The sequence below is a fragment of the Vreelandella glaciei genome, assembly GCF_013415125.1.
In the GTDB taxonomy this organism is placed as follows: Bacteria; Pseudomonadota; Gammaproteobacteria; order Pseudomonadales; family Halomonadaceae; genus Vreelandella; species Vreelandella glaciei.
Genome location: NZ_JACCDE010000004.1, coordinates 20,242 through 43,171, shown reverse-complemented (window position 1 = coordinate 43,171; position 22,930 = coordinate 20,242). Strand labels below are relative to the sequence as shown.

Below are 22,930 nucleotides of genomic sequence, written 5' to 3'. Positions count from 1 at the left end.
ATTTTAGAAGCGCTTAGATAGCGTGATGGACCCAAACTTATCCTGCTCTTCCTGACCGTCGAATTCACGCGAGCGCTGCACTGCGGCGTAAGTAACCTGCCAATCTTCCCAAGCCAGCGCCAGTCCTGCAGAAACGTCACCTACCCACTCTTTACGATCAACCGAGTGGCGGCTATTTCTGAACGTATTGCCATCCAGCGTCAGATTTTGTGCCATGTAATAGCCGTCTACGCTCGCAAACAGATACCACTGCCAGCCATTATTTCCAGTCATGTGGTAGCGACTACTAGGGTTTGGGGTCAGCGTAGGTATGCCGGGCGCCTCATCGCCCCAGCGAACGCTATACCCAGCACTTGCGTAGGTGTAGAGGTTGCCCAAAGCGGCGCTGACACTAGGGCCATGGGCAAACTGCTTGCCGATTAATGGGGAGCTGTGCCACCACTGGCGCCGCATGGCTACGTTGACGATCGCTTCATCGCCAAGCTGATTCTTCCAGCCATTGGGGCGATCACTATCGGTCACCCTGTGTACCTCACGCTGAATACTATCGGCAAGTGACGAGGGCCCAACCAAACCAATATCCAGATGCAGGTCAGTCGCTTGTCGCCAGCTCCCCATGGGCACATCTTCATAGAGCGATATACCGCCGTAAACAATCCCTGCGTAGGGGCGATCATCTTCTATCAACCCACGCTGCTCAATATTGTTGGGCGTATAAATTTGATGCACGAGCCGGAAAGCGGCCATATCAGCGTTGCCTATCAGGCTATCGGGCAAAGCAGTCGCCAGGCGCTGTGTCCAGCTTTGCGCTTCGGGTTCAAACGCCCAATTGAGCTCAAAACCGCTGGTAAAGTGGCCATCATCACTACTGGCCATGCCATCATTTTCGTGCTTAATCGAGAGGACGCTATCGTTGGCCTGCGCCAGCGTCGACAGCAAGCTTACGACAGCCACTAGCGGGAAGAGCTGCCATCGTAAAGGGGTCATTGCTTTCATTACTCGTTCCTTGAGGTTTTTCTAGGGAGCGTTTTTGGAGGCTGCTTTTTGATGAACATCAACAAACATTGTTGATTGTATGTAATTGTGCAAAAAGATAGCAAGCATACTTTTGCAAATTTCTACACAAAAAGGCTAAGACACTAAAAATTAAGGATGGCTCATAGGCCACCCTTATGCTGTTGATTGCTTAGATTTATAGCGTAGTCGACTAGACGAAAGTTGGTAGGCTAATGATCAAGAATAATCACTATCTGTCACGCAGCAGCCACTGCGGGGTAATTTCATGCTGACCGTTTTCATCGGTAATAAACAGCGAGCCTTCGCTGATCATTACCGCCCAATTGATAGCCCGTGGCAGATCTTTAGCGATGGTTGCGAGCGCCTCTTGGGGCAGCCCCGCCACGTGCACATTTTTCAGCGATGCCACATTGGCGAGTACTTTGCTCTCCCATAGGTCTACCCGACCGTAGGCTAGCAGCGTCACGCGCTCGGCCCGGCGCGAGCACCAGGTGATACGCTCAGCATCCGGCAAGCCTACTTCAATCCAGTGCAGCAAACGCCCATCTAAGCTTTTCTCCCATAGCGCTGGCTCGTCCACATCGGAAAGCCCGCGCCCGAAGGCCAGCGTTTCGCTGTACCACAGCACATAAGCCAGTAAGCGGGCGGTCATGCGCTCTTCGGTCTCTGAGGGATGACGAGCCACGGTAAAGCGCAGCGTTTCATATACCCCGCGATCCAGGTCGGTCAGATTAATATCAACTTTGTAGGGCGTTGCGCTAAGAGCCATGGACGTTTCCAAACGAAAATTTGCGCTAGTGTACCCGATGCCGAGTGTCGCTGGTGAATTGTCCCAAGGTTAAGACGTGCGGTAATCAACTTCCAGCGTGCCATTCTTTAGCGTTTCAGCTTCGTGCATAGGTTCGCGCCACGTTTCTGCTAGCGCGGCTTGATACCAGGCCTGCATGGCAGGCAGTGCTAACAGGCGCTCGACATAGGACTGGGATTTCTCACTTATCGGCAGGTTGAATGTCTGTACGCGAAACGCCACAGGGGCATAAAACGCATCTACCGCTGAGAATTGTTCACCCGCTAAAAACGGCCCGCCAAAGCGCTCAAGCCCCTGCTGCCATAGCGCATCTAAGCGGTTCACATCGGCCTTGAGATTGGACGATAAACTATTCAATGCCACCCGCACACCGCAGTTCATTGAACAATCATCACGCAGGGCGCCAAAGCCGCTATGCATTTCAGCAGTAGCTGAGCGCGCCCAGGCGCGGGCGGTTTTATCACTCGGCCATACGTCGGCATGTTGCTCGGCCAAATATTCAACAATCGCCAGCGAATCCCACACCGCCAGATCACTCTCCCTATCCACTAAACAAGGCACTAAGCCCGATGGCGAAAAGCGGGTGTAAACGTCATGGCTAGCGCCAAAGCCGCCTTCAAACGGCATCAGGTGTTCGTTAAACGGAATCTCCAGCGCTTTCATCAACACCCAAGGGCGCAGCGACCAAGAAGAGTAATTCTTGTTGGCAATATAGAGATCAAACATGCAGCGCTCCTTATGTGGGGAATTGGATTAGCCGGTGTAAGTAAGCACCCTTAACGTGTTGCCTGAGCCAGCGTATTACCGCCTAGTCCCATTAATACGCTGCCCCCAATGCGCTGAATGAGCCGGGAGGAGCCATGGGATTTTTGTAACCACTCACGCAACGGGCTGGCCAGCAGCACCACCACGACATCCGCCGATGAGAACAGCGCATTGGTGGCGATACCCAGCCAGAGCAGCTGCCATGCTACGGGCATAGCGCTCTCGGGTTGCACAAATTGAGGCAGAAACGCGACAAAGAAAAGCGCGGTTTTAGGGTTGAGCATCTCCACCAGAAAGCTGTCGCGCAGCACGCGTTTCGTGGTTGCCAGCGGCACCTCTTCGCCGTGGGCGCGAATGCCCTGCTGCCATAGCCGCAGCCCCATCCAGAGCAGGTAGAGCCCACCGATGATTTTCATGGCGATGTAGGCAGGTGGAATCGCTGCAAACAGCAGCGCTAATCCTAGCGCGGCGGCCACCACATGCACATAACACCCCATATGCACACCGATGACCGCTAGCCACCCAGCCCGTCGGCCGCGCCCCAACGTCTGCGCTGCGGTATATAGCATTGCAGGCCCAGGTAAATAGGCGAAACCAAGCGCAGCGAGGATAAAAGCGGCCCATTGCATAGTGGCAGTTCTCTTGAAGGTAATCGTTAGTTTTCGAGAATAAAACGGGGGTGACGCAAGCGCCACCCCCTAAATAAGTAAAACTGTAATTAATCAAACCTTAGAAGTTCGGTTTGCGCTTCTCGACAAATGCCGCCATGCCCTCTTTTTGCTCGTCACCGGCAAAGCAGAAGGCGAACAGGCTGGTTTCCAGCGCTAGTGCGCTATCAAGGTCTTGATCCATACCGTCGTGAACTGCCTGCTTGGCGCCGCGCACTGACTGTGGGCCGTTGCCTTTGAGTTGCTTAGTGAGCTCTTCAACGTAGCTCTCGAGCTCCGCTTGCGGCATTACCCGGTTCACTAGGCCGATACGCAGCGCTTCTTGGGCATCGATTTTGCGCCCGGTAGTAACCAGATCAATCGCCATCGCAGGGCCAACGCGGCGCGGTAGGCGCTGGGTGCCGCCAAAGCCAGGAATGACGCCCAGCAGCACTTCCGGTTGACCAAACACCGCGTTGTCGCTGGCTACAGCCCAGTCGCAGGCCAGTGCCAGTTCGCAGCCGCCGCCAAGGCAAAACCCGTTCACCAGCGCGACCACCGGCACGGGAAGTGTCTCTAGGCGTTTAATGGTACGCAGCGCTTGGCTGGCGAAGGCCCGCGCTTCTTCGGGTGTTTTTTCACGCATTTCAGTGATATCCGCACCCGCCACGAAGGACTTCTCGCCCGCACCGGTAATCAGTACGGCGCGTAGGTTCGGGTGGGCTTCAAGCTCAACCAGATGCGCTTCCAGCGCGGCAAGCACTTCGCTGTTAAGGGCATTCAGCGCTTTAGGACGATTGATGGTCAGTCGCACCATCCCATCGTTATCAACCTTCTCGATCACTGCTTCGCTCATGGCGGACTCCTTATTCGATTTATTATTGAATATGAAAGTGGATACCACTCAACCCTAGCGAACGCTTGGTTGAGTGGCAATGACTTCTTTATGCCCCGCTCTTCTCATCGACGCAAGCTAGTCGTAGTGATAAAAGCCGCGGCCGCTCTTACGGCCAAGATAGCCCGCTGCGACCATGCGCTTAAGCAGTGGGCAAGGACGGTATTTCGGGTCACCAAAGCCCTCTTGAAGCACTTCCATGATCGCCAAGCAAACATCCAGCCCAATTAAATCCGCCAGCGCTAGCGGCCCCATGGGGTGAGCCGCGCCTAGTTTCATAGCGTTATCAATCGCTTCCGGCGTTGCGGTGCCCTCCTGCACGATGAACGCTGCCTCATTGATCATGGGCACCAACAGTCGGTTCACAGCAAAGCCCGGCGCATCACCTACCGGCACGGCGGTTTTGCCCAGCGCCTTTGCGAGCGTTTCAATCTCGGTCACGGTAGCGTCCGAGGTTTGCTCGGCGCGAATCACTTCCACCAGTTTGAGCACCGGCACCGGATTGAAGAAATGCATGCCCACCACGCGCTCAGGGTGCTCGCATACCGCCGCCAGGCGGGTGAGCGACAGCGACGAGGTGTTGGAGGCTAAAATAGCCGTGCTGCTCATTTGGCTAAGATCGCGAAACAGCTTCTCTTTGAGTTCGGGCTGTTCGGGGGCCGCCTCGATAATGATCGTGCAGTCGCTGAGAGCATTGAGTGTGGTAGTGGTCGATAGACGGGCGAGAGCGGCACTTTTATCTGCCTCGCTGATTTTCTCTTTAGTGACCAATTTACCCAAGCCTTTATCGATATTCGCCTTGGCGCGGCCAAGCTGCTCTTCGGCCACATCGAAAAGGCGCACGTTAAAGCCACTGGCAGCCACTACCTGGGCAATCCCCTGCCCCATGGTACCGGCGCCCACTACGCCAATTTGTTGATCACTCATGCACGCTCTCCTCATATTGGTTATCACTACTGGCGGTCATCACCGCTAGTGCTTATTTCTATTAGGGCTGGTTAATGATTTTTAGCTTCTTCACGCAAGACGAATTTTTGTATCTTGCCCGTCGATGTTTTAGGTAGCTCGCTGAAAATAACCGTTTTGGGCACTTTATAGCCCGCCAAATGTTCGCGGCAGTGGGCGATAATATCGGCCTCGGTGACTTCGCCGTAACCGACTTTGAGCTTCACAAAGGCACAGGGCGTTTCACCCCACTTCTCGTCAGGCTTGGCGACCACCGCTGCCTCTTCAACGGCGGGATGGCCATAAATAGCGTCCTCCACCTCGATGGTGGAGATATTTTCACCGCCAGAAATAATGATGTCCTTGGAGCGGTCTTTAATCTCGATATAGCCATCCGGATGCCAAACCGCCAGGTCGCCGGTGTGGTACCAGCCGCCCTCCAGCGCCTGCTGGGTGGCTTCCGGGTTCTTTAAATAGCCCTTCATAACGTTATTGCCGCGCATCAGTATTTCACCCATGGTTTGGCCGTCCTTGGGTACTGGTTCCATGGTGAGCGGATCTGCCACGCACAGCGCTTCGAGCATGTGGTAACGCACCCCCTGGCGGGCTTTGATTTTGGCCCGTGCTTCCAGCGGTAATTCATCCCACGCTTCGCGCCAGGCACAGACGGTTACCGGCCCGTAGACTTCCGTCAGGCCATAAACGTGGGTTACCTCAATGCCCAGCTTCTCCACCCCGGCGATCACCGAGGCAGGCGGCGCGGCACCGGCGGTGGTGACTTTGACCGGATGATCGAACTGATGCTTATCTTCCGCAGGCAGGTTCACGAGGCCATTAAGAATAATCGGCGCCCCGCTGAAGTGAGTGACCTTCTCTTCGGCAATGAGCTGCATGATCTTTTTCGGGTCGACGCGACGCAGGCACACGTTAACTCCGGCGTTGGCGGCAATGGTCCAGGGGAAACACCAGCCGTTGCAGTGAAACATCGGTAGCGTCCACAGGTAGATCGGGTGGTGGGGCATTGCCCACTCCATGATATTGCTCACCGCGTTGAGATAAGCGCCGCGGTGGTGGTAAACCACGCCCTTGGGCTTACCGGTGGTGCCAGAGGTGTAGTTAAGCGAGATCGCGTCCCACTCATCCGCTGGCAGTTGATAGGCAAAATTGGCGTCGCCCTCGTTAAGCAGCGCTTCGTACTCAATCTCGCCAATGCCTTGCGTGTCGCCGAGAAACTCTACATCGGCAACATCAATGATCAGCGGCTTGTGGGTTAGCTTGGCAACGGCTTGTTGGATGACCTCCGCAAACTCGGGATCGACCAAAATGGCTTTCGCCTCGCCGTGCTCCAGCATATAGCTGATCGCCTCGGCATCCAGGCGAATATTCAGCGTGTTCAACACGCAGCCCGCCAGCGGCACGCCGAAGTGCGCCTCGAACATTGCCGGGATATTAGGCAGCATCGCCGCCACCGTTTGACCTGGCTGAATGCCCCGCTGCTGCAGGGCGGAAGCGAGCTGGCGGCAGCGCGCCCAGGATTGGCCCCAAGTACGCCGCGTACTACCATGAACCACCGCCGGGTAGTCGGGATAGATCGACGCGGAGCGTTCAATAAAGGTCAGCGGTGAAAGCGGTACGTGGTTAGCTGAGGTTTTGGGCAAGCCTTGCTCGAAAATGGTGGTCATAGTCGGCTCCTGGTTTTTTGATGTTGTTGAAAGCGTTCGTTTTAAGGGCGCGTTTTAAATAGTTGTTTTGATAGCCTAGAAACAGCACCGCCGCCTCTAGGGCGGCGGTGCTAGCTGATACATTAGCGTTAATGAACCTCAAACTCGCTTAAACACTGCATACCCGCCTCAATCACGGCGCGTTGGGCGCGGCCTACCGGCAGCCATTGCGTGATGGCAAATTCGGCGCTGCGCATCTTGGCAGTATAGAAGGGATCATTGCTTCCGTTGTTAAGGGCTGCCTGGGCGCTAAGCGCCGCCTGCCCCATCTGCCAAGCACACAGCACGTGGCCCGCCAAGTTAAGGAACGGCGTAGCATAAGCCTGCACCGCATCTGCCCCGTTTCCAGGGTCGCGGCCTTGTTCCAGCACCATCGCTTGGGCGGCTTTTAGGTCTTCTAAGCCCGCGGCCAAGCCACGGCCCAACGCTTTTAGTGCGGGGTCGACGTTTAGCTGCTCCACAGTGGCGGCAACGTCGTGAAGCAACGCGGTGAGCGCTTCGCCGTTGTCACGCTGAAGCTTCCGCCCCGCCAAATCGAGCGCCTGAATACCGTTAGTGCCTTCGTAAATGGGGGCAATGCGGGCATCGCGCAGCAGCTGTGCCGCGCCGGTCTCCTCCACGTAGCCCATCCCACCGTGTACCTGAATGCCCATGGAGGCAATCTCCACCGCTTGATCGGTAGAGAAGCTTTTGATCACCGGTATCAGTATATCCGCGCGGGCCTGGGCAGCCTGGCGGGCATCGTTACTTTCAGCGTGGCGGGCGGTATCCAACTCGGCCGCGCAGTACAACGCCAGGGCGCGCAGCGCATCGGTGCGCGAACGCATGGAGAGCAGCATACGGCGTACGTCCAAGTGATCGCTGATGCTGCACTCAGCGCCACCACGCGTTTTCGGAGAACGCCCCTGGCGACGCTCCAATGCGTAGGCAAAGGCGTGCTGGCAGGCTCGCTCGGCCACGCCTATCCCCTGAATGCCGACTTTGTGGCGCGCCTCGTTCATCATGGTGAACATGTGATTAAGACCACGGCCCTCTTCACCGACCAAGTAGCCAATGGCTCCACCGTTTTCCCCAAAACTTAGGGTGCATGTCGGCGAGCCGTGAATGCCCAGCTTATGCTCAATGGACGCGCAGGTAACATCGTTGTGCTCGTCCAGTGAGCCATCTTCGTTAACCAGGAACTTGGGCACCAAAAACAGGGAGATGCCTTTGTTGCCTGCCGGTGCATCGGGCTTGCGGGCCAGTACCAGGTGGATAATATTCTCGGCGGCGTCGTGCTCGCCCCAGGTGATATAGATCTTCTGGCCGCTGATGCGGTAGTGGTCGCTTTCAGGCACTGCGCGGGTGCGCACTTGGGAGAGATCCGATCCCGCTTGGGATTCGGTGAGGTTCATGGTGCCCGTCCAGGTGCCTTCCACCAGTTTGGGCAAGTAGGTCGCTTTGAGGGTATCGCTGCCATGGTGCGCCAGCGCTTCGATAGCGCCAGCGGTCAGCATGGGGCAGAGCCCCAGCGCCATATTAGCGCCGTGGAGCATTTCCTGAACCGCGCTAGCCACCACTTCGGGCAGGTTCTGACCGCCTAGCGCTTCTGATACACCAATACCGTTCCAGCCACCCTCGACATACGCCTGGTAAGCCGCTGCGAAGCCTTCCGGTGTCGTCACGCTGCCATCGGCGTGGCGCTTGGCCCCCTGCAGATCACCACTCTTGTTTAGCGGTCCCCAGACGTCACCGGCCAGCTTTGCGGCCTCTTCGAGTACCGCCTCGAGCAAATCGGGCGTGGCTTCTTCAAAGCCCGGTAGGCTAAGCGAGCGGTGCGCTAATAGCTCTTCGAGCACAAAGCGCAAATCGCGTACCGGTGCGGCGTAAACATTCATGGCGAACCTCGGGCTGAAAAATTAAACAATTGTTTGAAAGTGTGCCATAGATAGTAGTAACACTCTCCTGCCTACACCATTAGCCCAAGGTATCACCCGTTACCGATAACGTCTCCACGCCGTTTTATTTTCGCTCAATTGCTTGCTCCACATCATCATAATAAGTGATATGGCTCTCATCTTCCGCGGGCGGTCCCACCACAGGTTCGGCGGCGTCAACGTCCCATACGGCATCGGAGAGATCCTCCAAGTGCTCGTGCTCCAGTGCCCCCTGCATCAACTCTTCGGTGACCACCAGCTCGGCACCGGCGGCGGTCATTGGCGTTGTCGGTGTAAAGGGCGCCACGGGCACCGGCGCTGGGCGCACGCTGCGGCGCCAGGAGAAGAACATCACAAAGAACAGACTTAGGGAGCCGAAGGCCCAGAACAGGCCCGCATCGCCCATTACGGTCATCACCGGGGAGATCATCAGCGGGCTGATCGTGGCGCCAATCGAGTTAATCAACAGCAGGCCCTGGCTCATGCGCACCAGCGCCCCTGCGGGCGCACGGTCGGCGGCGTGGCTTACGGCCACTGGATAAAGGGCAAAGACGCCACCGCCGAGCAGGAACAGCAGCACTGCCAATAGCGGTGTCGAAAGGGGTAGCCAGAGCATCGCCGCGGAGATAAGCACACAGAAACCGCTGATGGCGATCAGTACCATCTGGCGGTCATGGCGATCCGACCAGCGGCCAATCGGGTATTGCAGCAACATGGCCCCCATGATGAGGACCGCCATCATCTGCCCCACCTGACTCACGCTCATACCATTACGCTGCAGATAGAGTGGCAACAGCGTGTAGGCCGCTGCGACGACCATACCCGAGCCTAAACTACCCATCACGCCAGTGGGTGTCAGGGTAATCAAACGATGCGGGGGCAGCGGTTCGGCATGCTCCATAATCGGTGATACGCGGGGAATCATCGCCATGGGCAGCACAGAGAGCGAAGCCAGTAGGCCAATCACCATAAAGGGCGCAGTGACGCCCATGGCGTTGGTCACACCGAGTAGTAGTTGGCCCACTACACCGGCGGCATACAGCGAAATCATATACAGCGCCAACAGGCGGCCACGGACTCTTTGATCACCGGCGGTCAATAGCCAGCTCTCTATAACCAGATAAACCCCGACCGTGGCCCAGCCGCCGACCAAGCGCAGCGCAAACCACGCCCAGGGGTCGAAAAACAAGCCTTGCAGCAGTACCGTGACGGCCACCAAAGAGGCAAAACTACCGTAGGCGCGAATATGGCCAATGCGCAGCAGCAGGCGGTCATTCACCATTGCGCCTAAGGCTAAGCCGATAAAGTAAGCCGACGAGACAATCCCGATCACCGTGGCTGACTCACCGGCGGCATCGAGGCGCACGGTAATTAAGGTGGCAAGAAAACCGTTGCCTATCCCGAGAATGAAGAGCCCTAGAAGGGGCGCCAGCGCCATGGCTAGCAGTTGCCGCGACATGAAAACCTCGTCTTGACTTAACGTGTTGAAAACAGGGGCGGAAAACAGTTGAGAGAAACGCCTCAAAGCGACTTCTCAAGATCCGTTATCTCACCTGGCACAGCGAGTCAGGCGGGGATAGCGGCGCGCAATTATTGCCCTCAAGGGGGCAAAGTCAATGCTTTTCTAAGGTTACAATTATTCACCTTAGCGTTTTGTGTAGAATAACCGTGTCTGGCCCAGGAAATTCCACTACTAAATTATTCTTTTGAGCCCACCAACGGAAGGTCTCTTCGCTAAAAAAGCTGATATGGGTGGGGTCGCTAATATAGTGCCAGCGAGCAAAAGCGTCAGGGGTGGAAACGCGCTTGGTCATCAGCCCAAGATAACCACCGGGCGCGAGCTGTCCGGCCAGTTGAGCCAGCACTTGGCCAGGCTGCGACAAATGCTCCACCACTTCTGTGGCAGTGATAAAATCGAACGTCTGAGTAAGCACCGCGGTATCAGGGGCATAAAAGAGGTCGTAAATCGCCACCTGAAAACCTTGCTCGGCAAACATAACTGACAGCGTCGGCCCCGGCCCGGAACCAAAATCAAGCCCACGCGCACTAGGAGCGAGCTTCGCCGACAGCGGGGTAAATAAACGCCCTAGAAAGCGTCTATATCCCGTATCATGCGGCGAGTTTTGATGTTTATCATATTCGGCCTTTTCTGCAGCGGCGCTCAAGTGCTGCTCAGGGGGGACAAATACCAGTTTGCACGTGGCACACTGGTAGTAGTCACGACGCCGATCCCGGTGGTAGAGCGCAGTAGTGGATTCCGCGCAGAGCGGACAGCGGCGCATCATCGTATTCTCTGGCTTATCGTTACGAATTAAGGAAAGTGGCATGCTATCAGGTCTGGATCATCTTGTAGTTACCGTGACCGACATGGGTCGCGCCGTCGACTTTTACTCACGGGTGTTAGGGTTAGACGTACGTTACCGCGACGCCCAGCGGGTCGATTTAATGCTCGGTGATACGGCGCTACGCCTGCATCAAACCGATACCGACATCGCCCCCATCTCTGCGACGCCTACCCCTGGCAGCCTGGATTTATGTCTGCGTTGCCAGTTACCGCTTGATGAGTTCAAACAGCACTTGGAGGCACTGGCAATTGATATAGAGCTAGGCCCCGTTGCTCGCCAAGGCGCTAATGGGCCGATCGAATCAATCTACCTGCGCGACCCAGACGGCAACCTGCTGGAAATATGCCGCCCCGCTGCGCGTTAACACCCCGTGGCCATTAATGAGATGGCGAAGAGCGCACGCTGTCATAGAGCACATGAAGCGCCTATCGAGGCGTACCAGCGCCAATACAGGATTTATCGAAAGGAACCGTTATGCGTGATAACGCCCATGATGCGCCACTAGAAGGCGACGTTGTTAGCGAAGAGCGAAGCCAACAGCCGGACACCACGATGGCGGTGGTGATCTATGCGCTCTATCTGGCCAGTTTTATCCTCGGCTTTACGTCTATTATCGGCGTGGTCATCGCCTACGTTTATAAAGACAAAGGTCCGGTTTGGTTAGACGAGCACTACCGCTATCAGATTCGTACGTTCTGGATAGGATTAGTCTACGGCATTGTGTTTTCGATATTGACCTTGATACTAATCGGTTTCCCGCTACTCCTGGCCCTTGCTGTCTGGCTAATTATCCGCTGCGTTAAAGGCTTCAAAGGGCTGCAGGAGAAGCGCGCGCCCTCCAACGTAGATTCCTGGCTGTTTTAGTGATGACGCAACCAACGGGTAACACCAGCAGGCTTTTTTCCAAGGCCAGTGCCATCAGTTGGCTATGGCGTCAGTTATCACGCTGGCCAGTCACGCGCCTATGGCGCATTTCCTCGGTGCTGGGCCCAGTCGTTTACCGTCTCAATAAGCGTGAGCGTTGGGTAACCGAGCGCAATCTTACGGCCGTTTATCCAGCTCTCTCTAACGCTGAACGTCACGCTCTTGCAAAGCAGAGCTTGAAACATTCGACCGCTACCATGCTGGAATTGGGTCACGCCTGGATGGCGGAACCACAAAAAGTAGAAACCAATATTTTAGCGGTATACGGTCGCGACAAACTCGACAACGCCCGCACCGAGAGCCGCGGCGTGATTGTGCTCGCGCCACACTTTGGCAATTGGGAAGTGCTTAACTTCTGGCTATCGAGCCACTTCCCGTTTACCGCCATGTACGAACCACCCAAAATCATTGATCTCGATCCTGTGATTCGACATGGCCGCGAGCGCATGGGGGCGAGTCTGGTGCCCACCAACCCGCGCGGGGTGGCAGCACTGCTCAAAGCGCTTAAACGCAGTGAAGCGATTGGCATGCTGCCCGACCAGGAGCCTGACTGGGGCAGCGGCGTTTTCGCGCCCTTTTTTGGCCGCGACGCTTATACCGCCACACTACTGCCGAAACTGGTAGCCCGTACCCAGGCAAGGGTAGTCACCGGCGTGGCGCTGCGGGTACCTGGCAAAGGGTTCGAGATTCATTTCCTGGAAGCCGATGAGCGCGTGTATAGCGACGATGATGTGCAGTCTGCGACGGGGGTCAACGCCAGTGTGGAGGCCGCAATCAGCTTGGACCCTGCCCAGTATCAGTGGGAGTACAAGCGCTACCGTAAAGTGGTTCAGGAGCAGCAGAAATTAGCTAACTACCGCGACTATCGGCTTTATTAACAAGGCTTACTTATGATGCAAAACGACCTACCCGGCGATGAGACCCGCCCGCCGCAAATTATTTACGCGCTCTACCTGGCGGGCATTGTGACCGCCAATATCACCCTGCTGATCGGTGTAGTGATTGCCTACGTCTACCGCAAAGATGCAGCGCCATGGCTACAGCCGCACTACCGTTACCTAATCCGCACGTTCTGGATCGGCACGCTGTACGCCTGCATTGCCTTCTTGCTCAGCATTGTCATCGTTGGCACCCTGCTTTGGCCACTGCTAGCGGTATGGTTGGGCGTGCGCTGTGTGCTCGGCTGGGTCGATGTACGCAAAGGCCGCCCACCGGCGCGCCCTGCCAGCTGGCTCTGGTAAGTGCTGGTGAGCTAGGCGTCATTCACTGCTATGTCGGGCGTAAACATCATCTAAGCGCTCGATGTCGTCTTCACCCAGGTAGCTACCCGACTGCACTTCAATCAGCTCAAGAGGAATCTTGCCGGTATTTTCCAGACGATGGAGCGCGCCAATGGGGATATAGGTCGACTGATTTTCACTCACCAGGAAGCTGCGCTCCTCAAGCGTTACGCGCGCGGTTCCCCTCACCACAATCCAGTGCTCAGCGCGGTGGTGATGGCGCTGTAGTGATAGCCGCCCACTGGGCTTCACGGTAATGTGTTTGACCTGATAGCGCTCGCCGCTGTCCATCGCCTGAAAGCTGCCCCAAGGGCGCTGCACCTGAGGTGCCGAGCAGGGCTCGCTGCGCCCTGCCTTTGAAAGCGAAGCCACCAGTTGCTTGACCTGCTGCGCCTGGTCGCGGTGGGCCACCAACACGCTGTCCGATGTCTCCACTACGATTAGATTTTGCACCCCCAGCGTCGCCACAAGGCGGTGCTCGGCAAACACCAGTGAACCCTGAGTATCGGTTAGCCAGGCATCACCTTTGCTGGCATTGCCCGCTGCGTCAGGCTCGACGGTTGCCCATAGCGCATCAAAACTGCCGATATCACTCCACGCAGCGGCCAAAGGCACCACGGCGGCGCGATCACAATGCTCCATCACCGCGTAGTCAATGGAGTCAGTCGGGCAACGACCAAACGCTGCTTCGCCCAGGCGCAGAAAATCCAAGTCACGGTGCGCGCTGTTAACCGCTTCTTGGCAGGCTTTCAGCATTGTCGGCTGTAGCCGCTGTAATTGATCCAGATAGTTTGAGGCACGCAGCAAAAACATCCCGCTGTTCCACAGGTAATCGCCGCTTTCGACTAGCGTAGCAGCACGCTTGGCGTCCGGTTTTTCAATAAAAGCCGCAAGATGATGGCCGCCTTCCAGCGGCTCGCCGCAGGCAATATAGCCATAACCGGTTTCAGGCTGGGTCGGGACTACTCCGAAGGTAACAAGATAACCCGCTTCGGCTAACGGCTGGGCAAGTGACACGCTATGCTGGAACGCCATGACATCTCCAATAGCATGGTCTGCGGGAAGCACCAGCAGTAGCGGATCCTCTCCCGAAAGGCGGGCTAACAGCGCCGCACAGGCAATGGCCGGGGCAGTGTTACGACCTTCGGGTTCGAGCACAATGGTGGCATCTTGATCGATTTCCCGTAGCTGCTCGGCCATTAAAAAGCGGTGGCTATGGTGGCCCATCAGCATCGGTGCGGTATCGGTTAATCCGGCTAGGCGGCCGAGGGTTTGCTGCAGCAGGCTCTGTGAAGAGGTTAAGCGCAAAAACTGCTTAGGCATCTGCTCTCGCGAGAGCGGCCAGAGCCGCGTGCCGCTACCGCCGCTTAAAATCACTGGCTGAATCATTGCTGCGTCCTTGTCATAGTCCTTGTCATAGTCCTTGTCACGGCCCCTAAATCTGGGGGAATTTCTGTCTCAAACGTCGTCCCTGTTTGCTCATCAACGCTTAGTTCAGTCGCTAACTCGCCAAAATCCTCCTGCAGCCAGTGGCGCAGTTGGCTCATCCTGGGAGCATTCGGCGCTTGGGCGAGCGGTGGCAGCGTGCCATTAACAAAACCGCGTGCCAAAAATGGTGCCAATAAAGCTGGATCTCCGCTGATAATATGCACCGGCACCGCCGCACTGGCACTGTCGCCGGTGATCAACGGCGCTGGCTGATGATCGCCAAGCACTATCAATAGCGTGTTGTCGTCCACTACGCGCTCAGCCCAGCGTCCCGTTACCTTAACAGCGTAGTCCACCGACCACGCATAGTGATCACGAATGCGCTCGATGTCTTGCCACAGCACTTCTGGCGGGTCCCCGGCCGCTTGCCAAGGCGCAAAAATGCGCCCATCGCCGATGGATGACCAATCATCCAACACGGGCAGAATGGGCGTCCAGGGGGCGTGGCTGGAGATCAGCGCCAACTGGGCGAACAGGGGGGAATCACCGATCAAATGGCGCTGAGTGTAATCGAGGGTAAATTGATCGGGCATGGTCACCCAGTTAAGCGCTGGCCCGGCGTAATCGATATCTTTGGCTGCGGCAATTTCATCGAAACCGTAGGCTTCGCCTTCCGGCCATGCCAGGGTGATCGCGGGCATTACTGCCAAGGTCCGCTGCCCGGTGGCGCTGAAGTCGTCGATCAACGTGGAGTGGCTGCTGTCTAGCATCAATTGATACCACAGCTGATTATCGATCCATCGCCCGCTTAGCGCCGTTGCGTGGGCCAGCCAGGACTGTCCGCCCCGAATCGGCGACTGCAACATTCCGGATACCACGTGGAGATCGCGCGCTGCTAACCGCTGCTGCATATCGGCCAGCGTGGGCTGGAGGATGCTTGCATAACGCGGATCATCCAGTGCCGAGACACCGTAGGACTCGACAAAGGTTAGCAACACATTGCGCCCTTCAAGCCCCGGTAGCGGCTGACGCTCTAATGGCGCAGCCTCCAACTGAGCGGTAAAGGCAAGGCGTGCGGCGTGGGTATCGGTAATTTGCTGCCACTGAAAACGCGTGCTGTTTACCATTGGCAAACGGGCACTATCCACCCATCGAACGCCGTTAATTTCGAGCACCGCGCAGGTAGTGGCAACGATCAACAGCGTAAAAGCCACTATGCCGGGCAGCCGTTTGAGTGGGTAACTTACCGGGGGAAGCAGCAGTCGCGTTAAACCCAGGGTAATGCCGAGCAGTAAGGCAACGCCTGCCAGCATGGCGAAGACGGCCAATAACTGGCCAACATTACCGACTAGCAGGTGATAAATAGAGCGCAGCAAGGGTACATCGAGATAGAGGTTGAGTGGCCGGGCAAATGCCATATGGGTTGCCGCTGTCCCCAGGTTAGCCGCGGTTGCCAGCATGACCCAACTGACTAATCCAATCCCCACTAAGCGGCGCACTTGGCCGGCCGGAAGCAGCAGCATAAGAGGCGCAATGATGAACGCTTCCCAAGCGATCAAATGCGCACTCAAATCTCCAAACCGCCACCATAGCGGCGCGACGAGCAGGAAATTCAGCATTAGCAACGTTAATAATAATCGACTCATCGCATTCTCATTGGTACCTGCTTTAGCTTACAGTGTCTTAGGTAGTGTGTTAGCTCAGCCTCGAAGAGAAGCTATTCACGTTTTAAAGAGAAGAGAGCAAGGAATAAGGCTGCTGAAAAACGCAATAATCATGTACTGTCGCGATCAATCGTATAGCTATTGTTTAAAAATTTCACGTTTTGCCTGGCCTAATGCCATGCGTTTAGCATGGTCTTCACTCGAAAGGATCTCGCCCATGCATTTCAACTATTTCAACAGAGGGCATGCCAATAAAGGGCATGCTGGTAGGTGGATGGTTTTACTTGGCTATTCGATGCTCGCCTCTACCGCCTTTGCTGAAGACGATAAACATTTCAATGCGGTCATTGAACGCGCCCAACAGCTTGCAGAAACGCCTTATCAAGCCCCTGAAGAATCACTGCCTGAGGTATTACGTGAACTCAACTACGATACCTACCGGCAAATTCGCTTTGATCCCGACCACGCCTATTGGAAAGATGAAAGCCCGTTTAGCCTCCAGCTATTTCACAGCGGCTTTCTGTTTCAAACACCGATTGCGCTCAACGTGATTGAAAACGACACCGCCACCCCGCTGCCCTTTTCGTCAGAAAACTACTCCTATGATGGCAATGCCGAAAAGCTGCAAGAGTACGATCTTTCCGGTAGTGATCACGCTGGGTTTCGTCTCCACTACCCACTCAACAATGCAGAGTACGCTGACGAGTTTGCGGTTTTTCTCGGTGCCAGCTACTTCCGTATTGTGGGACGAGACCAAGCGTACGGACTATCCACCCGCGGGCTGGCGATCGGTACCGCCTCGCCCGACGGTGAGGAATTTCCGGCGTTTCGTGAATTCTGGATGTATAAACCCGACGCCAATGCCGAACAGTTTGAGCTGTTAGCACTGCTGGACAGCCCCTCCGTCAGCGGCGCTTATCGCTTTATCATCCAGCCCGGTGAAGATACAGAGGTTGAAGTAGAAGCCGAGCTATTTGCGCGGGAAGATATTGCCAAGCTGGGTGTCGCACCGCTTACCAGCATGTTCACCTACGGTGAAGCAAGCCGCCAACGCCCGGACGACTTTCGCCCCCAGGTGCACGACTCAGATGGCCTATTAATGCACACCGGTAGCGGCGAGTGGCTCTGGCGGCCGTTAACCAACCCTGAACAGCTACGCACCTCAACGTTTACGGATAGCTCCCCGCAAGGCTTTGGTTTGATGCAACGAGAGCGAGATTTTAACCGTTACCTGGATACCGAAGCTCAATACCACCGGCGTCCAAGCCAGTGGGTGGTTCCGTTGGATGAGTGGGGCCCAGGGCACGTAGAGCTTGTCGAAATTCCTACCCCCGATGAAACTCACGACAATATCGTTGCCTACTGGGTAGCGGACGATGCTTTAAAGGCTGGTGAGTCACGCCGCCTCCATTACCTCACCCATACCCTGAACAATGACCCAGAAGCTCATACGCTGGGGCGTGCAATTCGTACCCGGCATGGCAGTGCAGCTGGGCCAGGGCAAACCGATTCCTCGGCCAGCGAGCAACGTCAATTTATTGTCGATTTCCAAGGGGGCGCGTTAGATGAGATCGCCGCAGATCAACCCGTCGAATTAGATATTAGCGCTCAGTTAGGCGAGGTGCTGCTGCCCCAGGTCACCGCGCTGCCCAATAATGGCTGGCGTGCGAGTTTCCGGGTGCCCGCTAACAATCAACCCAGCGATGTTCGGCTAAGGCTCACCTTAAACCATGAACCGGTGAGTGAAACATGGAATTACGTATGGTATCCCGATGCCGAATAACGCTGTTAAAGCAAACCTCTTCCCCCCAGCGTCAAGGAAACCCAATTAATGCGGCGCATGGCGTTACAACGACTGCGTAGCGTGGGCGGGCTTGCCCGCTCACTGTTTATCTATTGGCGACCGGGTCGTCAGCGAGGGCTCCAGCGACTTTATCAGCCGTTTATTCAGCCCGGTGCTGCCGCGTTCGATATTGGCGCTCATTTAGGTGACCGCAGCGCGGCTTTTCATGCGCTAGGCGCAAAAGTAATTGCCCTGGAGCCCCAGCCCGATCTCGCCAAGTGGTTCAAGCGATTGGTTCGGCCCACCAGCATCACGCTGCTCCCCATGGCAGCAGGCCCAACGGAGGGCTTTGCCGACATCGCTATTAGCCCCGGCAACCCGACGCTTTCCACCCTGGCCACTGAATGGCGCGAGCAGATTGGCGAGCGCAATGCAGGCTTTAGCCAAGTGCGCTGGGAACAGCGCTTGCGGGTACCGGTCACCACGCTGGATACGTTAATTGAAGAGTATGGTGAGCCCAGCTTTATCAAAATTGACGTAGAGGGCTTTGAAGCTGAGGTGTTGGCAGGACTAAGCAGCCCGGTGGCCGCGCTTTCGGTAGAGTTTGTATCCGGTGCGTTAGAGGTTAATCATAGCTGCATCAACCATTTGAGTCGTCTTGGCGAGTATCGCTACAACATCGTCGCTGGTGAGCAGCGCCATTTCTGCTGGGCCGAGTGGCAAACGCCGCAAGCGATGACCGAGTGGCTCAATGCGGGTGCCGAAGCGTTACCTTCGGGCGATCTTTACGCCTGCCGCTCGGATCATCGGTTACTTCAGAACAATGTTCACAACAATATTCACAACAATGTTTAAACCCTAAAGGCTTATCATTTCATGATTCACCATTGGCAAACCCTCACCGCACCGCAGTTAGCCGAGTTCGCCCAACGCGACCCGGTAGCGGTGCTGGTACTCGGCGCCATTGAACAACACGGCACTCACCTTCCTTTGGCGACCGACCTTACGATTGGTGAAGGCCTGCAAGCCGCCATGCTGGAGGAGCTTGATCCGAGCCTTAATGTCATCTGCCTGCCCGCCATTGCCGTCGGCGCAAGCGACGAGCATGCCAGTTTCCCAGGCACGCTGAGCCTGCCAGCGCCGCTGGCCATTGCCACGTTAGAGGCTTATGGCGATAGCTTGGCTCGCGCCGGCATACGTCGACTGGTGCTGCTTAACAGCCATGGCGGCAATAAAGCGGTGATGGATTTAGCCGGGCTAACCCTGCGGCGACGCCACGGGATGCGTGTGGTCAAAGCCACTTACACGCGACTACCCGCACTGGAAGGCGCCATTGAGGCCGATGAGCTGCGTTACGGGTTACACGGTGGGCTACTCGAAACTGCCATGATGCGCTATTTGGCACCAATGCTTGTCCAGCTAGATAACTATCAAGCCACACCGCCTGCGGCGCCCGCTGGCGATGCCTTAGTGAGTGCAGAGGGTGCAGCAGCGTTTGCCTGGTTAGCGGAGGATTTAAGCTCCCATGGCGTGGCCGGTGATGCCAGCCACGCCAGCGCCGAATTAGGTGAGCGGCTGGTAATGCATTATGCCCGCCAGTTAGCGGCAGTCGTGACAGAAACTGCCCAGCTACCGCCGCTAACCAACTAAAACTACTTCACGATTGGAGCAGCTTGAGCTCGCGACCGTTTGCGGCGGTTAGCGCTGCCCGCTTAGTACGTCTTCTAACAGATGCCCGCCGCGGGTGGCCTTGGCATTTAGATAGCGCTGGTTGTGATCGGTAACGCTGCCGTACAGCGCCTGGCGCGAGACGACCTCGATACCGCCCTGGCGCAGCGCTTCCATTTTCAGCGGGTTGTTGGTCAGCAGCTGCACTTGCTCAATATCGAGGGCGTTAAGCATATCCACCGCTACCGCGTACTGGCGCTCATCGTCCCCGAAACCGAGCACTTGGTCGGCATCCACCGTATCCAGGCCACCATCTTGTAAGGTGTAAGCGCGCAGCTTATTGGCTAAACCGATGCCCCGCCCCTCTTGCGCCAAATAAAGCAGCACTCCGCCGCCCATGGCCTGAATATCGGCGACTGCGTTGCGTAATTGCTCCCCACAGTCACAGCGCAAACTGCCAAACAGGTCTCCAGTTAAACACGCCGAGTGCATGCGCAATGGCACCGCACCTTCCCAACTCTCCGGTTTACCAATAACGACGGCAACATGCTCGCGTAAGCCGTCCGGCTCACGGAAAAGCACAAAGCGGCTTTCAGCGGCATCCTCCAAGGGAATATGTGCTTCGCTAACGCGCTTCAGCATGCCCGGCGCACCGGCCAAGCAGTGCTCAGCGTCTTTAGCGGTAACTTGCAGTAGCTGCCCTTCTGCTAGCTGTTGCTCAATATTCGCAGCGGCCTCTTTGCTGACAAAAGCACATAGCGCTGCTGGAATTAACAGCGCACGACGCATCAGCGTAACGGCCCCTAGCTCGGCTAACCCCGCTGGCTTTAAGCCGCTTAGCAGCCCACCCGCAGGTTGTGAAAGCGCCTCCGCCGTGGCTAAGCCATGCAGCTCATTGGTGCTTATCCTGGTCGCGAGCGGCAAGCTGGCTGCTTCAGCGGCTAACGTTACGCCCATGGCTGCCAAGCGGTGGCGGGTAAGCACCAGCGAAGGCCTTTCACCCGCTAACCGAGCAAGCGCTTCGACTGATTCACTGCCTTCCAGTGCCTGCACTAGCAAACGCTGCTCACCGGCATTTACCACCACTGGCAATCCGCGACGGATATCGAAAATAGCTCGTTCAATCTGGTACATGTAGGCCTCCTGGCTTCCTGGCGTGGGGGTTATTACGCGCTCGCGCTGAACGAGTTACTCGGGCTTCTGGCTCTGAACTACTTGCCCTAGACCAAGTAGAGCCCGCATGATGAAGCGGATTTATTAGCGCGGAGGCGTCATGCCCGACTCCCATGTCAATACGGGTGTTAATAGCAGTGTTATGAATACTAGCGACACTATTTCGCTGGCCGATGCCTGGCAATGGCTCTCGGCTCTGCGTCATCGGCGCCCTTGCGAGGTGGCGATCACCGTAACGCCAAGCGGTGAGTGGCAAACGGATCAGCCGGTCAGTGTTGAGGCGCGTGAGCTGCTCGACTGCCTGATCCCGTTGGCCAGTCGCCCAGCCTGGGTCGTGGCTCAGTTGGGCCAAAGCCTTGATGGTCGCATCGCAACGGAAAGCGGCCACTCCCACTACATCAACGGCCATGAAAGTTTGGTTCACCTGCACCGCCTGCGCGCCCTGGTCGACGCGGTGGTCGTGGGCGCGGGCACCGCCAGCGCCGATAATCCTCAACTGACCGTGCGACACGTAAGCGGTACTAACCCGACGCGGGTGGTGCTGGACCCACGCGGCCGTATCTCTAATGACTTGGCGCTGCTGTGTAACAGTGCCGCGCCGACACTGCTGATTGTGGGGCCTGGGGTAGCGAACACGACGCTGCCTGCCCACGCTCAACGTTGCGTGCTGCCACTGGGTGCCAACGGCCACTTCACTCCGCTTGATGTCATCACCCTGCTGGCCGATAAAGGCCTGCCCCGTGTGCTGATTGAAGGCGGCGGCATCACGGTATCTCAGTTTATCGAAGCAGGCGCCGTTGACCGGCTGCACCTGCTGGTCGCCCCGCTGCTGATCGGCTCCGGCAGGCCAGGGCTTCAAATGACGCCCATCCAGACGCTTGAGAGTGCGCTGCGCCCGCCCACGCGCACCTTCCGCTGTGGAGACGACACGCTGTTCGACCTGCATCTGCGGGATACCACCGTCTGAGGGCTGCGCTTTCTCGCGACGGCTCAGCGCTACCCAAATACCCGGTAGGCTCGCCAGCAGCACCAGCACACCGTAGGCCAACGACACCGCCACGCCTTGGGCCGGCGGCAGTCCTACCAGCGCCCAGACACCAGCCGCAGCGCCCTCACGTAAACCCCATCCGGCCACGGAAAAGGGCACCAACATCGCCAACAGCAGCACCGGTGCCAGCGCCAGCACCTCCAATACCGCTAGCTCAACGCCAATTGCCCGCGCCGCACACACCATCACTAGGCCGTAGCTCAGCACAATGACCAGCGACGAGAATAGTTGCTGAGGCCATACATTACGCCGCCATAAGCCACGTTTAACATCGCGCGCCAGGGCTTGGCACCAATGCGGCAGCCGTGCCAACCGATGGCTTATATGTTGGCGCAACAGCAGGCCGCTGGCGATAACCACCGCGAGAACAGCCACGACGCCTAAGCCCACCGCAGTAAGTACTGACACTCCCAACGCGGCATGCCAGAGCGGTGATAACAGTAATGCCGCAAGCGTTAGCAAGGCCACAGCCACCTGGCCCGAGGCGCGCTCAATAATTACCGCTCGCCAAGCGCGACCGCGTGACTGCGTCTGAGCAGCATGACGATGTGCCCGCCCGGCATCGCCCAGTACTCCACCGGGCAACAGCTGATTAACCAGCAGCGCCAAATAGTACTCTCGCAGGGCATAAGCAAACCGCAGCGGTACATCAATCAGCCCAGCGGTAAACTGCCAACGCCAAGCGCAGAGCATGATCTGCAGCGTACTGATGACTAACGCCAGCACTACCCACCCAGCCGAGAAGCGCTGCACTTCCGCCACGATGGCCCGGGGGTCGACCCACAACAACACGGCCCCCAGCAAGGCAATACTGAGCACCACCCGCCGTAGCCATGGGCTTTGCAGGCATGGGCGAATGTACGCGCCTAGCCGGGAGCACAACGTCTGAGTAAACCCCATCGG

General features: G+C 56.9%; 21 protein-coding genes and 1 pseudogene. 8 read left to right on the top strand and 14 right to left on the bottom strand.

What is annotated here, in order from left to right; translation table 11 throughout:
- Positions 1–3 precede the first annotated feature (3 nt).
- The 10 genes from HZS80_RS03870 to HZS80_RS03825 form a co-directional block, all read right to left on the bottom strand.
- Positions 4–996, bottom strand: coding sequence for a lipid A deacylase LpxR family protein (locus HZS80_RS03870; RefSeq protein ID WP_045812155.1), 993 nt, complete (start codon positions 994–996; stop codon positions 4–6).
- 250 nt (positions 997–1,246) lie between these two features.
- Positions 1,247–1,786: a YaeQ family protein gene (locus tag HZS80_RS03865; protein WP_035559495.1), complete on the bottom strand. Its 540-nt coding sequence runs from the start codon at positions 1,784–1,786 to the stop codon at positions 1,247–1,249.
- A 69-nt stretch (positions 1,787–1,855) separates the two neighbouring features.
- Entirely contained in the window at positions 1,856–2,551 is a 696-nt protein-coding gene (locus HZS80_RS03860) for a glutathione S-transferase family protein (RefSeq protein WP_035559491.1), read from the bottom strand.
- Between the two features lie 50 nt (positions 2,552–2,601).
- A complete protein-coding gene (locus HZS80_RS03855) occupies positions 2,602–3,219 on the bottom strand; it encodes a LysE family translocator (RefSeq protein WP_035559487.1) in 618 nt (205 codons plus the stop codon).
- Positions 3,220–3,319: 100 nt separating this feature from the next.
- Positions 3,320–4,093 carry an enoyl-CoA hydratase-related protein gene (locus tag HZS80_RS03850; protein WP_035559484.1) on the bottom strand — a complete coding sequence of 258 codons (774 nt, stop codon included), beginning with the start codon at positions 4,091–4,093 and terminating at the stop codon, positions 3,320–3,322.
- 117 nt (positions 4,094–4,210) lie between these two features.
- Positions 4,211–5,059, bottom strand: coding sequence for a 3-hydroxybutyryl-CoA dehydrogenase (locus HZS80_RS03845; RefSeq protein ID WP_179915239.1), 849 nt, complete (start codon positions 5,057–5,059; stop codon positions 4,211–4,213).
- Positions 5,060–5,130: 71 nt separating this feature from the next.
- Complete coding sequence (locus HZS80_RS03840; protein WP_179915238.1) at positions 5,131–6,759, bottom strand: acyl-CoA synthetase; 1,629 nt, start codon at positions 6,757–6,759, stop codon at positions 5,131–5,133.
- 128 nt (positions 6,760–6,887) lie between these two features.
- Positions 6,888–8,675, bottom strand: coding sequence for an acyl-CoA dehydrogenase (locus HZS80_RS03835; RefSeq protein ID WP_179915237.1), 1,788 nt, complete (start codon positions 8,673–8,675; stop codon positions 6,888–6,890).
- 124 nt (positions 8,676–8,799) lie between these two features.
- Complete coding sequence (locus tag HZS80_RS03830) at positions 8,800–10,173, bottom strand: MFS transporter (protein WP_179915236.1); 1,374 nt, start codon at positions 10,171–10,173, stop codon at positions 8,800–8,802.
- A 181-nt stretch (positions 10,174–10,354) separates the two neighbouring features.
- The gene (locus tag HZS80_RS03825; protein ID WP_246361700.1) at positions 10,355–11,041 is read right to left on the bottom strand and encodes a class I SAM-dependent methyltransferase; all 687 of its coding nucleotides are present in this window, start codon (positions 11,039–11,041) and stop codon (positions 10,355–10,357) included.
- On the opposite strand from HZS80_RS03825, the gene HZS80_RS03820 reads away from it, so the two are divergent.
- The 4 genes from HZS80_RS03820 to HZS80_RS03805 all read left to right on the top strand — a co-directional run bounded on the left by HZS80_RS03820 (position 11,040) and on the right by HZS80_RS03805 (position 13,224).
- Positions 11,040–11,423, top strand: a complete 384-nt coding sequence (locus HZS80_RS03820) for a VOC family protein (protein WP_035559469.1) — start codon at positions 11,040–11,042, stop codon at positions 11,421–11,423. The genes HZS80_RS03825 and HZS80_RS03820 overlap by 2 nt on opposite strands.
- 110 nt (positions 11,424–11,533) lie before the next feature.
- Positions 11,534–11,923: a DUF4870 family protein gene (locus tag HZS80_RS03815; protein ID WP_179915235.1), complete on the top strand. Its 390-nt coding sequence runs from the start codon at positions 11,534–11,536 to the stop codon at positions 11,921–11,923.
- Positions 11,924–11,925: 2 nt separating this feature from the next.
- Positions 11,926–12,861 carry a lysophospholipid acyltransferase family protein gene (locus tag HZS80_RS03810; protein ID WP_179915234.1) on the top strand — a complete coding sequence of 312 codons (936 nt, stop codon included), beginning with the start codon at positions 11,926–11,928 and terminating at the stop codon, positions 12,859–12,861.
- Positions 12,862–12,873: 12 nt separating this feature from the next.
- Positions 12,874–13,224 carry a DUF4870 family protein gene (locus HZS80_RS03805; protein ID WP_035559462.1) on the top strand — a complete coding sequence of 117 codons (351 nt, stop codon included), beginning with the start codon at positions 12,874–12,876 and terminating at the stop codon, positions 13,222–13,224.
- Between the two features lie 18 nt (positions 13,225–13,242).
- On the opposite strand, the gene HZS80_RS03800 is transcribed toward HZS80_RS03805, so the two are convergent.
- Positions 13,243–14,652 (bottom strand): mannose-1-phosphate guanylyltransferase/mannose-6-phosphate isomerase, encoded by a 1,410-nt coding sequence (locus HZS80_RS03800; protein ID WP_179915233.1) that lies wholly within the window; start codon positions 14,650–14,652, stop codon positions 13,243–13,245.
- Positions 14,649–16,337, bottom strand: coding sequence for an alkaline phosphatase family protein (locus HZS80_RS03795; RefSeq protein WP_246361698.1), 1,689 nt, complete (start codon positions 16,335–16,337; stop codon positions 14,649–14,651). The genes HZS80_RS03800 and HZS80_RS03795 overlap by 4 nt, the downstream gene beginning before the upstream one ends.
- Before the next feature lie 292 nt (positions 16,338–16,629).
- On the opposite strand from HZS80_RS03795, the gene HZS80_RS03790 reads away from it, so the two are divergent.
- The 3 genes from HZS80_RS03790 to HZS80_RS03780 are packed head-to-tail and all read left to right on the top strand — an operon-like array spanning position 16,630 to position 19,788.
- On the top strand, positions 16,630–18,138 hold the full coding sequence (locus HZS80_RS03790; protein ID WP_179915291.1) for an OpgD/OpgG family glucan biosynthesis protein: 1,509 nt from the start codon (positions 16,630–16,632) through the stop codon (positions 18,136–18,138).
- Between the two features lie 48 nt (positions 18,139–18,186).
- Positions 18,187–18,993, top strand: coding sequence for an FkbM family methyltransferase (locus HZS80_RS03785; protein WP_179915232.1), 807 nt, complete (start codon positions 18,187–18,189; stop codon positions 18,991–18,993).
- A 21-nt stretch (positions 18,994–19,014) separates the two neighbouring features.
- Entirely contained in the window at positions 19,015–19,788 is a 774-nt protein-coding gene (locus HZS80_RS03780) for a creatininase family protein (protein ID WP_035559453.1), read from the top strand.
- Positions 19,789–19,836: 48 nt separating this feature from the next.
- Here the strand turns inward: HZS80_RS03780 and ribA are convergent, their stop codons facing one another.
- Positions 19,837–20,940, bottom strand: a complete 1,104-nt coding sequence (gene ribA / locus HZS80_RS03775; protein WP_179915231.1) for a GTP cyclohydrolase II RibA — start codon at positions 20,938–20,940, stop codon at positions 19,837–19,839.
- Between the two features lie 139 nt (positions 20,941–21,079).
- Here ribA and HZS80_RS23365 point away from each other — a divergent pair, with 139 nt between their 5' ends.
- The gene (locus HZS80_RS23365) at positions 21,080–21,946 is read left to right on the top strand and encodes a RibD family protein (RefSeq protein ID WP_340162609.1); all 867 of its coding nucleotides are present in this window, start codon (positions 21,080–21,082) and stop codon (positions 21,944–21,946) included.
- 60 nt (positions 21,947–22,006) lie between these two features.
- Here HZS80_RS23365 and HZS80_RS23360 read toward each other — a convergent pair.
- Positions 22,007–22,927: pseudogene (locus HZS80_RS23360) on the bottom strand (lysylphosphatidylglycerol synthase transmembrane domain-containing protein); the annotation flags it as partial.
- Positions 22,928–22,930 lie beyond the last annotated feature (3 nt).

Bases quoted from the DNA above. Each gene is read 5' to 3' on its own strand.
- HZS80_RS03870 (WP_045812155.1), bottom strand. From the start codon at position 996: ATGAAAGCAATGACCCCTTTACGATGGCAGCTCTTCCCGCTAGTGGCT.
- HZS80_RS03865 (WP_035559495.1), bottom strand. From the start codon at position 1,786: ATGGCTCTTAGCGCAACGCCCTACAAAGTTGATATTAATCTGACCGAC.
- HZS80_RS03860 (WP_035559491.1), bottom strand. From the start codon at position 2,551: ATGTTTGATCTCTATATTGCCAACAAGAATTACTCTTCTTGGTCGCTG.
- HZS80_RS03855 (WP_035559487.1), bottom strand. From the start codon at position 3,219: ATGCAATGGGCCGCTTTTATCCTCGCTGCGCTTGGTTTCGCCTATTTA.
- HZS80_RS03850 (WP_035559484.1), bottom strand. From the start codon at position 4,093: ATGAGCGAAGCAGTGATCGAGAAGGTTGATAACGATGGGATGGTGCGA.
- HZS80_RS03845 (WP_179915239.1), bottom strand. From the start codon at position 5,059: ATGAGTGATCAACAAATTGGCGTAGTGGGCGCCGGTACCATGGGGCAG.
- HZS80_RS03840 (WP_179915238.1), bottom strand. From the start codon at position 6,759: ATGACCACCATTTTCGAGCAAGGCTTGCCCAAAACCTCAGCTAACCAC.
- HZS80_RS03835 (WP_179915237.1), bottom strand. From the start codon at position 8,675: ATGAATGTTTACGCCGCACCGGTACGCGATTTGCGCTTTGTGCTCGAA.
- HZS80_RS03830 (WP_179915236.1), bottom strand. From the start codon at position 10,173: ATGTCGCGGCAACTGCTAGCCATGGCGCTGGCGCCCCTTCTAGGGCTC.
- HZS80_RS03820 (WP_035559469.1), top strand. From the start codon at position 11,040: ATGCTATCAGGTCTGGATCATCTTGTAGTTACCGTGACCGACATGGGT.
- HZS80_RS03825 (WP_246361700.1), bottom strand. From the start codon at position 11,041: ATGCCACTTTCCTTAATTCGTAACGATAAGCCAGAGAATACGATGATG.
- HZS80_RS03815 (WP_179915235.1), top strand. From the start codon at position 11,534: ATGCGTGATAACGCCCATGATGCGCCACTAGAAGGCGACGTTGTTAGC.
- HZS80_RS03810 (WP_179915234.1), top strand. From the start codon at position 11,926: ATGACGCAACCAACGGGTAACACCAGCAGGCTTTTTTCCAAGGCCAGT.
- HZS80_RS03805 (WP_035559462.1), top strand. From the start codon at position 12,874: ATGATGCAAAACGACCTACCCGGCGATGAGACCCGCCCGCCGCAAATT.
- HZS80_RS03800 (WP_179915233.1), bottom strand. From the start codon at position 14,652: ATGATTCAGCCAGTGATTTTAAGCGGCGGTAGCGGCACGCGGCTCTGG.
- HZS80_RS03795 (WP_246361698.1), bottom strand. From the start codon at position 16,337: ATGAGTCGATTATTATTAACGTTGCTAATGCTGAATTTCCTGCTCGTC.
- HZS80_RS03790 (WP_179915291.1), top strand. From the start codon at position 16,630: ATGGTTTTACTTGGCTATTCGATGCTCGCCTCTACCGCCTTTGCTGAA.
- HZS80_RS03785 (WP_179915232.1), top strand. From the start codon at position 18,187: ATGCGGCGCATGGCGTTACAACGACTGCGTAGCGTGGGCGGGCTTGCC.
- HZS80_RS03780 (WP_035559453.1), top strand. From the start codon at position 19,015: ATGATTCACCATTGGCAAACCCTCACCGCACCGCAGTTAGCCGAGTTC.
- ribA (WP_179915231.1), bottom strand. From the start codon at position 20,940: ATGTACCAGATTGAACGAGCTATTTTCGATATCCGTCGCGGATTGCCA.
- HZS80_RS23365 (WP_340162609.1), top strand. From the start codon at position 21,080: ATGCCCGACTCCCATGTCAATACGGGTGTTAATAGCAGTGTTATGAAT.